Source organism: Povalibacter sp., from assembly GCF_036520495.1.
Lineage (GTDB): Bacteria > Pseudomonadota > Gammaproteobacteria > Steroidobacterales > Steroidobacteraceae > Steroidobacter.
Window position 1 is genome coordinate 1 of record NZ_DATDJO010000031.1, and the last position, 9953, is coordinate 9953.

At 62.0% G+C, this 9953-nt stretch carries 6 protein-coding genes; 2 read left to right on the forward strand and 4 right to left on the reverse strand.

Annotation, left to right across the window (positions count from 1 at the left end; genetic code table 11):
• From VIZ63_RS11475 to aceE, 4 genes are all read right to left on the reverse strand, one after another.
• On the reverse strand, nucleotides 1–1112 hold a 1112-nt coding region (locus tag VIZ63_RS11475; protein ID WP_331609751.1), incomplete at its 3' end, for a Yip1 family protein.
• A gap of 190 nt (nucleotides 1113–1302) precedes the next feature.
• Nucleotides 1303–3096 (reverse strand): dihydrolipoyl dehydrogenase, encoded by a 1794-nt coding sequence (gene lpdA, locus VIZ63_RS11480; RefSeq protein WP_331609752.1) that lies wholly within the window; start codon nucleotides 3094–3096, stop codon nucleotides 1303–1305.
• 171 nt (nucleotides 3097–3267) lie between these two features.
• Nucleotides 3268–4605, reverse strand: a complete 1338-nt coding sequence (locus VIZ63_RS11485) for a 2-oxo acid dehydrogenase subunit E2 (protein WP_331609753.1) — start codon at nucleotides 4603–4605, stop codon at nucleotides 3268–3270.
• A gap of 137 nt (nucleotides 4606–4742) precedes the next feature.
• Nucleotides 4743–7409 carry a pyruvate dehydrogenase (acetyl-transferring), homodimeric type gene (aceE, locus tag VIZ63_RS11490; RefSeq protein WP_331609754.1) on the reverse strand — a complete coding sequence of 889 codons (2667 nt, stop codon included), beginning with the start codon at nucleotides 7407–7409 and terminating at the stop codon, nucleotides 4743–4745.
• Between the two features lie 232 nt (nucleotides 7410–7641).
• Between aceE and VIZ63_RS11495 the strand changes: the two genes are divergently transcribed.
• Both VIZ63_RS11495 and VIZ63_RS11500 read left to right on the forward strand, forming a co-directional pair.
• Nucleotides 7642–9216 carry a M17 family metallopeptidase gene (locus tag VIZ63_RS11495; protein ID WP_331609755.1) on the forward strand — a complete coding sequence of 525 codons (1575 nt, stop codon included), beginning with the start codon at nucleotides 7642–7644 and terminating at the stop codon, nucleotides 9214–9216.
• A 77-nt stretch (nucleotides 9217–9293) separates the two neighbouring features.
• Nucleotides 9294–9953 (forward strand): amidohydrolase family protein (locus tag VIZ63_RS11500; protein WP_331609756.1); only part of this gene is annotated, 660 nt, incomplete at its 3' end.

Sequence of the window (9953 nt, forward strand, 5' to 3'; positions counted from 1 at the left end):
ACTGCATATTCGCCATCCGAGCCGCGCCATTCTTCGTGGATCAGACGGCCGTCGTCGCGATAGGTCTTTTCGTAACCACCCGACGTCTGCTTCTCGCCTTCGACGCCGGCCCAGCTGGCGAGGCCCAGCAGGCCCTTCGCCGAACCGGTGTCCGTGATTTCGAGGCGCAGCGTGCGTCCCGACTCATCCGCGTATGCGGCACGGGCTTCGGAAATCTGAAATCCCATGGCGCCATTGCGTTCGCTGGCCAGCTCGCCGCGCGGCATGCCGGCAAGCGACCCGGGCAGAAACTCCTTGAGACGATCCGGTGCCAGAGATTCGACCTGGCCGCCGCCGAGCGCGGCGCCCATGAGCACCTTCATGGCATCGGCCTGGGCCTGCTGGTCTCCCGACTTCTCCGCGGCTTCCATCTGTTTGCCGGCCTGCTCGACGCTCCTGCCCCATTGCTCGAGCTTGCCGAGCGGGCTGTCCTTGTCGATCGTCCCGTCGCTGTCAGAAACACCGTAGGAACCGCCGCTCATCATCGAGCCAACACCCGTCACGCCAGCAGCGACCAGGCCGACGATGAAGCTCAGCACGATCGCGATGATGATCACGACGGCCGTGTAGCCAGCCGCCTTTTCGGGCGGACTCTTCATCGTGTGCGGCAGTCCGAGATACAGCAGATAGATGCTATAGATGGCGCCGGCAATCATGATCAGCGTGCCGAGGAAGGGGACGATCTGTGCGATACCTGCCACCCAGCTCGCCGTGTAAGCGTACGCGACCGACTTGAGGGCCTGCGTCTGGTTCTTCTGGCCGCCGAACGAGGGTGCCAGCGCATCGACGATGAGTGCCATCACGAACACCATGACCAGCGTCAGCACATAGCCGACCAGCATGCTCGACAAGCCTGCCATTACTCCGACACGGAAGGTACCGGCGAAGGGAATGCTGACGCCGATGAGGCTCATCTTGAGGAAGCCGAAGATCGCCGGGATGGCCGCCAGTACCAGGATGTAGTTTTTGTACAGGTCGGCGACGGTTGCCGGCTCACCGGCAATCACCGGCCATTCGGTCTTGGGTGTGAGCAGGATTGCCTTGGCCCGCTCGATGAGCTGGTTCAAATTCACGAATTTCTCCCGTTTATGATTGGTATTGGGACGGGAAGAGATTCTACGCCGCGATCGTTGCAGCTGGCTCTGGTCCGGAAGAGCCAGAAGGCGAAGACCGAACGGTCAACTGGTCGCTGGGTCTGCTGGCCAGACAAGAAGGACTGACTCGCTTCATAAACTCTGGCCAGCGACCAGTGAGCCAGTCCAGTTAGCCCTTCTTTTTTGGCAGATACAGATCCGTCAGGGTTCCCTCGAACGCCTCCGCCGACATGCCGATGGTTTCGGAAAGCGTGGGATGCGGATGAATGGTGAGTCCGATGTCCGCGGCGTCGCTGCCCATTTCGATGGCCAGGGCCACTTCGGCGATCAGGTCGCCCGCATTGGGTCCGACGATACCGCCGCCGAGCAGCCGGTGCGTCTGCTTGTCGAAGAGCAGTTTCGTCAGGCCCTCATCGCGGCCAAGCGTGAGTGAACGTGCATTCGCCGCCCAGGGGAAGCTGGCTTTTCCGTACTCGACGCCACTCGCCTTCGCGTCCGTTTCGGTGAGCCCGGCCCATGCGATCTCCGGATCGGTATAGGCGACGGACGGAATCACGCGTGCGTCGAAGGCGCGCTTCTCGCCGAACGCCACCTCGGCGGCCACCTTGGCCTCATGCGATGCCTTGTGGGCCAGCATCGGCTGACCGACGATATCGCCGATGGCGAAAATGTGCGACACGTTCGTGCGCATCTGCTTGTCGACGGGAATGAAGCCACGATCATTGACCGTAACGCCTGCGGCCTCGGCGCTGATGCGCCTGCCATTCGGGCTGCGTCCCACGGCCACCAGCACTTTGTCATACAGCTGCGGCCCGGGCGCCTTCTCGCCCTCGAAAGTCACCTTGATACCGTCCTTCTGCGCTTCGATCTTCGTGACCTTGGTCTTCACCAGGATCTGTTCGTAGCGTTTGGCGATGCGCTTCTCGAGCGGGCGTACCAGATCACGATCGCAGCCGGGGATCAGACCGTCCGTCAGTTCGACGACGCTGACTTTCGCTCCCAGCGCCGCGTACACGGTGGCCATCTCCAGGCCGATGATGCCGCCGCCGACGACGAGCAGCCGCTGCGGCACATCGATTTCGAGCGCGCCCGTCGAATCGATGATGCGCGGATCTTCCGGCATGCCCGGCAGGCGGATCGATTCCGATCCTGCGGCGATGATGCAGTGGGCGAACGACACTCGCCGAGCTTCCTTTGCGGGCTGCTGCGCGCTGGACGACGCAACCTCTTCAGAAACGGAGATTTCGTGCGACGAGACAAAGCTGCCGGTGCCGCGGATGATTTCGACCTTGCGCTGCTTCGACATCATTGCGAGTCCGCCAGTCAGGCGGCCGACGATCTTGCTTTTCCATTCGCGCAGCTTCGCCAGGTCGATCTGCGGTTTGCCGAACGTGATGCCGCCAACCTGCATCTCCTCGGCTTCGTCGATCACTTTCGCCGCGTGCAGCAATGCCTTGGAGGGAATGCAACCGACGTTGAGACACACACCGCCGAGTGTCGGCCAACGTTCGATCATCGCGACCTTCATGCCGAGATCGGCCGCGCGGAACGCTGCCGTGTAACCGCCGGGCCCCGCACCGAGCACGACGACATCGAAGTCGTAATTCGACTTGTCGGTGGCAGCCGCCTTCGCGGCCGGGATCGCAGCTTCTGCCTTCGCCGTTGGCTCAGGTGTGGATGCAGGTGCAGGTGCTGCGGGTTCGCTCTCGCCCTTGCCGGGAACTGCTGCGGCGGCCTCGATCGTCACGACGACGCTGCCCCTGGAGACACGATCGCCCTTCTTCACTGCCACCGACTTGACCACACCGGCGGACGACGACGGCACATCCATCGTTGCCTTCTCGGTTTCCAGCGTGATCAGCGGCGTTTCGACATCGATCTGGTCGCCGGGCTTGACCAGCACTTCGATGACTTCCACTTCCTTGAAGTCGCCGAGATCGGGAACGATTACGTCTTGAGGCATGGTTTGGCTAACTGGCTGACTGGTCGGCTGGCCAACTGGCCAGATGAAAACGGATCAATGAATTGCGAACTCTTGCTACTGCTTTCTGGCTACCGATCTTCCCACTGCCGCTTTTCTGGGCCGCTTTTCTGGCCAGCAGGCCAGTTTGCCGGTAAGCCAGTAGGCCCTTCCTCACGGTACCGCTTCCAGCAACCCCTTCGCTTCGGCGAGCACCTGTGCGAGGAAGGTCGTGAAGCGTGCACCGGCGGCGCCATCGATCACGCGGTGATCGTAGGCGAACGTGAATGGCAGGATAAGCCGCGGCACGAACTGATTGTCCTTGAACACCGGCTTCATCGATGAACGCGCCACACCGAGGATCGCAACTTCCGGCGCATTGATGATCGGGGTGAACGACGTGCCGCCGATACCGCCGAGGCTCGACACGGTGAAGCTCGCGCCCTGCATGTCGATGGCGCTCAACTTGCCGTCGCGCGCCTTGGCGGACAGCGTCGCCAGATCGCGCGCGATCTCGTAGATGTCTTTCTTGTCGGCATCGCGAATGACCGGCACCATCAGACCGTTCGGTGTGTCGGCGGCGAAACCGAGGTGGATGTACTTCTTGAACACGAGGTTCTGACCTGAGCCGTCCAGCGAACTGTTGACGGTCGGGAATTCCTGCAGCGCTTTGACGCAGGCACGCAGAATGAACGCGAGCGGCGTGAGCTTGATGCCCTGCTTCGACGCCTGTTCCTTGAGGCGATTTCGTTCGGCTTCGAGATCAGTGATATCGGCTTCGTCCATCTGCCAGACATGCGGGATGTTGAGCCAGCTGGCCTGCAGGCGCGGACCGGAGATCTTCTGAATGCGGCCCAGCGGTTTGACGTCGATGGCACCGAACTTCGAGAAATCGACTTCTGGAATTCTGGGCAGGCCGGCACCGCCGCCCGCAGCTATCGCGCCTGAACCGAGCGCCTGCTTCACGAAACCCTTGACGTCCTCGGGCGTGATGCGGCCCTTGAGCCCGGATCCTTTGACCCGGCCGAGATCGACGCCGAGTTCCCGTGCGAAACGACGCACTGAGGGGCTCGCATAGGCACGCGAGAACGCACCTTCATCGATGGGCGCCGATGCCAGTGCAGTGGCCGCAGCAGGCTGCTGTGGCGCCGGAGCGGGAGCTGCAGCGGGTTTGGCGGCAGGCGCTTGAGCCGCCTGCGGCTCCTCTTTCTTTTCCTTTTCGGCAGGCGTTGCGGGCTTCTCGGCCGGCGCAGCCGCCGCCGGCTTCGCACTGGCCGCCGCCGCTTCGACGTCCAGGATGACGCTGCCCTTCGACACCTTGTCGCCCTTCTTCACGGTCACCGACTTCACGGTCCCCGCGCCGGTGGACGGTACGTCCATCGTGGCCTTCTCGGTCTCGATCGTGAGCAACGGCGTGTCGATGTCGATCGTGTCGCCTGGCTTCACCAGGACATCGATGACTTCAACGTCATGAAAATCGCCGAGATCGGGAACGGTAATTTTTTGAGACATAGGACTGACAGGCTAACGGGCGAACTGGCCGACTGGCCGGCTGGCAGGAAAAGAACGGGAATCGCTGCAACGCAGAGTCAGGCCAGTTAGCCAGTCGGCCAGCTGACCAGTGGGCCGGGCAGCGACAGTGTCGCTGCTCACTGCGTCACCGGATTCGGCTTGTCGGCGTCGATGCCGTACTTCTTCATGCACGACTTCACGGTGGCCATGTCGAGCTTGCCTTCATCCGCGAGCGCCTTGAGCGACGCGAGCACGATGTGCGCGGCATCGACCTCGAAGTGATGACGCAGCTGCGCGCGCGAATCGCTGCGACCGTAACCGTCGGTGCCGAGCACGACGTAGCGGCCGGGAACCCACTGACGAATCTGGTCCGGCAGGATCTTCATGTAATCCGAAGCGGCGATGAACGGCCCCGTGCGATCGCCGAAGCACTGACGCACGTAGGGTTGCTGTGCAGGCTGATCCGGATGGAGGAGATTGCTGCGCTCAATGTCGAGCGCCTCGCGCCGCAGCTCCGAGAAGCTGGGAACGCTGAACACATCGGAAGGCACGCCATAGTCCTTTTCGAGAATGCTCGCCGCCTTGATCACCTCGTTGAGAATGGTGCCTGCGCCGAGCAGGTTCACACGCACTTTGCCGCGGCTACCGGACTGCAGCAGGTACATCCCCTTGAGAATGCCCTGCTCCGCGCCCTTCGGCATCGCCGGGTGCAGGTAGTTCTCGTTCATGCAGGTGATGTAATAGAAGATGTTTTCCTGGTCTGCGAACATGCGTCGCATGCCGTCCTGCACGATCACGGCGAGTTCGTAGGCGAACGTCGGATCGTATGAAACACAGTTCGGCACGGTCGAGGACAGCAGATGACTGTGACCGTCCTGGTGCTGCAGACCTTCGCCGGCGAGCGTGGTGCGGCCTGCCGTACCACCGATGAGGAAGCCTCGAGCCTGGCTGTCGCCGGCGGCCCAGATGTAATCGCCGACGCGCTGGAAGCCGAACATCGAATAGAAGATGTAGAACGGCACCATGTTCACGCCATGATTCGAGTACGCCGTGCCCGCGGCTATGAAGGACGACAGTGCGCCGCCTTCGTTGATGCCTTCCTCCAGGATCTGACCTTTCTTGTCCTCCTTGTAGAACATCAGCTGGTCGGAATCCTGCGGCGTGTACAGCTGGCCCATCGACGAGTAGATGCCGATCTGGCGGAACATGCCTTCCATGCCGAAAGTGCGCGCCTCGTCGGGAATGATCGGCACGATGTGCTGGCCGATGCTCTTGTCCTTGACCAGCGTTTGCAGAATGCGCACCAGCGCCATGGTCGTCGAGATTTCGCGATCGCCGGAGGTTTGCAGCAGCGTATCGAAGGCTTCAAGCGGCGGCACCGTGAGCGCAGGAGCCGTCATGCGCCGCGCCGGCAGCGAACCGCCCAGCAAGTTGCGGCGTTCGCGCAGGTATTTCATTTCGGGACTGTCGTCGGAAGGACGCTTGAACGCCGCGGCGGCGAGCTCTTCTTCCGAGACGTCGATGAAGATGCGCTTGCTGAATTCACGCAGCGCTTCATCGTCGAGCTTCTTCTGCTGATGCGTCGGGTTCTGGCTTTCGCCCCACCGTCCCATCAGGAAGCCTTTCACGGTCTTGGCGAGAATGACCGTCGGCTGCCCCTTGTGATTGGACGCAACGTTGTAGGCATTCCAGACCTTCTTGTAGTCGTGGCCGCCGCGATTCAGACGCCAGATCTCGTCGTCCGACATCGTCGCGACCATCTCCTTCAGCTCGGGATACTTGCCAAAGAAGTTCTCGCGCGTATACGCGCCGCCTTTGGCTTTGAAGTTCTGGTACTCGCCGTCAACGCACTCTTCCATCACGCGCCGCAGCAGTCCCTTGGTATCGCGGGCCAGCAGCGGATCCCAACGCGATCCCCAGACCACTTTCACCACGTTCCAGCCGGCGCCGAGGAAGGCCGCTTCGAGTTCCTGAATGATCTTGCCGTTGCCGCGCACCGGGCCGTCGAGGCGCTGCAGATTGCAGTTGATGACGAACACGAGATTGTCGAGCTTCTCGCGCACCGGCATGGTGATCGCGCCCATCGATTCGGGTTCGTCCATCTCGCCGTCGCCCAGGAACGCCCAGACCTTGCGATCGGACTGCGGCACGACGCCTCGATGCTCGAGGTAGCGCTGGAAGCGCGCCTGGTAGATCGCCATCATCGGTCCAAGGCCCATCGACACCGTAGGGTACTGCCAGAAATCCGGCATGAGCCACGGATGCGGATACGAGCTCAGGCCCTTCTCGCTTTTTACTTCCTGTCGGAAGTGGTTCAGGTGCTCGTCGGTGAGACGGCCTTCGAGCCACGCACGCGAGTAGATGCCGGGTGACGCATGACCCTGGAAATAGATCATGTCGCCGGGATGCTTGTCCGACTGTGCGCGCCAGAAGTGATTGAAGCCGACTTCGTAGAGTGTCGCCGCCGAGGCATAGCTGGCGATATGGCCGCCGTACTCGGAACTCTGACGGTTCGCACGCACAACCATTGCCATTGCATTCCAGCGGATGTACGCCTCGAGACGCCGCTCGATGGTGCGGTCGCCGGGGTAGTCTTTTTCCAGGCTGCCGGAAATCGTGTTGAGATAGGCCGTATTGGGCTTGTACGGCAGATACGCGCCCGAGCGCCGCGCGTGATCGATCAATTGATCCAGCAGGAAGTGAGCGCGTTCAGCACCCTGAGCCTTGAGAACCGAGTCGATGGATTCGAGCCATTCCCGGGTTTCCTGAGGATCCAGGTCTTCCTGCTTCGAAAGGTCGGTCATGCGTTTGCTGCTACTCGTTGGCTACATTGGCGTCGAAAGCGGCGGAGTCTCGCGACCTGCAAGGTGTCGCGAGGCATGCGAATCGCCGCGTGGATAAGCGACGGCGCGACGCTGCGCAGTGTCGCCCGCGTTCCATTGCAGGGGCTCTTCAGGGATTTTCCTCAAATTCCAACCAGCAGAAGAGCCCGCGTATCATCTGGGTTTGCATTTTTTACGTCAAGGAAAGTAGGCCGTGGAATTGCTTCCCGCAGAGCGCAACACGCGCATAGAACAGCGTCACATCAAGCTCAGTGAGCGTTTTCTGCAATCGCAGGATGGCGCGGTGATCCTGTGCGAACGGGATGCCCCGCTCGCTCAGCTGCCTTTCGGCGCATTAATCGAGAAAGTACACCGCAAAGCGACCCAGCGCGGACCTGTCAACGTTCTGAGCCTGCGCGTCGGGCCAGCCGCCACATTGCTGGTGGTCGCCTTCATCAAGGGCCAGGCATCCACTTTCGACAAACTGAGCACTGCGGCCCGGGCATGGAAGGAATTGGCAGTTTTGGGTCCCGCGCACGTCGTCTTTGCGACTCACGGCATCGACCCGGCCATCGCCAGTCAGGCACTGGAGGCCATGGTTGCTGCAGCACTGGCCGGCTCAGCGCCCATGCCGGTCCTCAAATCGAAACCACCGCGCCACACGTCACTGGAAAGCATCACGCTGATCGATGACGGCGCGAAGATCGACGCCGAACGCGCTCTGGCAGTCAATCGTGGCAATCACCTCGCCCGCTGGCTCACCACGCTGCCGCCCAATGTGCTTTCGAGCGGCAGCTATCGCCGCGCGCTGGCGACATTGGCCCGACGGCACGGGTGGGGATTTCAGTTTTTCAACGAGGCGACGCTCAAGAGACTCGGCGCGGGTGCTTTCCTCGCCGTTGCCCGCGCCAATGGTCATCGCGATGCAGGCATCGTACGCCTTCGTTATCGCGCCAGGCATCGCAGCGGCGCGGTGGCACGACTTGCACTCGTGGGCAAGGGCATCTGCTTCGACACCGGCGGAATCAACCTGAAACCGCACAAGAGCATGTATCAGATGCACGAGGACATGCAGGGCAGCGCGGTCGCCGTCGGCACACTGCTTGCTCTGAGCACGCTGGAAGCGTTGTACGACATCGATTGCTGGCTGGCCATCACCGAGAACGAGATCGGTGCGCGTGCCTACCGTCCGCAAGAGGTCGTGACGGCCCTCAATGGGGTGACCATCCAGGTGGTACACAGCGATGCCGAAGGCCGCATGGCGCTGGCCGATACACTGGCGCTTGCGGCCCGTGACAAACCGGAACTGCTGATCGACTACGCGACGCTGACCGGCGCGTGCGTCACGGCACTGACCGAACGTTACAGCGGCGCATTCACCAATCATCCTGAATGGAATACCGCCATCGAACTCGCCGGACGACACAGCGGCGAACGCGTCTGGCCCTTTCCGATGGCAGAGGACTACGACGCCGATCTCGACTCACCCATCGCCGACATTCTGCAATGCACCGTCGATGGCAAGGGCGATCACATCCTGGCCGCGCGCTTCCTGAATCGTTTCGTGCCTCAGGACATCCCGTGGATCCATATCGATCTGTCAGCCAGCAATCGCAGTGGCGGCCTCGCGCACATTCCGACGGATTTCACCGGCTTCGGCGTGCGTTTCACGACGAGCCTGCTGCTGGATCACGATCTGCTGCGGGCACAAAAGCGCAGGAAGGCGACTGGCACGAAGAGGGCGACTGGCAAACGGGCTGCTGGTAAGCTGGTCAGAGTCCGAACGTAGTTTCCGCACCTTTTTTCCTCTCCGAGACTCTGGCCAGCCGACCAGTGGTCTGTTTGCCAGTAGCCCCTTTGCATCTCATGCCCCAGCTCACTCTCTTGCGCCCCGACGACTGGCATCTGCATGTGCGCGATGGCGCAGCAATGGCCAATGTCGTGCCCTTCACCGCACGGCAGTTCGCGCGCGCGGTCATCATGCCGAACCTCAAGCCGCCGGTGACGACAGTCGAACTGGCCAAGGCCTATCGTCAGCGCATTCTGCAGGCCGTGCCTGCGGGGCTCTCGTTCGAGCCCCTGATGTCGCTCTATCTGACGGATGCGACGCCTGCTGCGGAGATTTTCGCGGCCCGCAAAAGCGGCTTCGTGATCGGCGCCAAGCTGTACCCCGCCGGCGCCACGACTCACTCGGACGCCGGCGTGACCGCCATCGACCGGATATTCCCGGCGCTGGCCGCGATGGAGGAATGCGGCCTGGCGCTCCAGGTGCACGGCGAGGTGACGGATCACGACATCGATGTCTTCGACCGCGAGTGCGTATTCATCGATCGCACGCTGGCGCGCGTGGCCGAAAAATTCCCGCAGCTGAAGATCGTGTTCGAGCACGTGACCACGCGTGAGGCGGTGCAGTTCGTGACGAGCGCACGCCCCGGCATTGCGGCCACCGTGACGCCGCAACATCTGCTGCTGAATCGCAATGCGATCTTCCAGGGCGGCATCCGGCCGCACAACTACTGCCTGCCC

Coding starts and splice junctions, on each gene's coding strand:
- lpdA (WP_331609752.1), bottom strand. CDS start 3,096: ATGCCTCAAGACGTAATCGTTCCCGATCTCGGCGACTTCAAGGAAGTG.
- VIZ63_RS11485 (WP_331609753.1), bottom strand. CDS start 4,605: ATGTCTCAAAAAATTACCGTTCCCGATCTCGGCGATTTTCATGACGTT.
- aceE (WP_331609754.1), bottom strand. CDS start 7,409: ATGACCGACCTTTCGAAGCAGGAAGACCTGGATCCTCAGGAAACCCGG.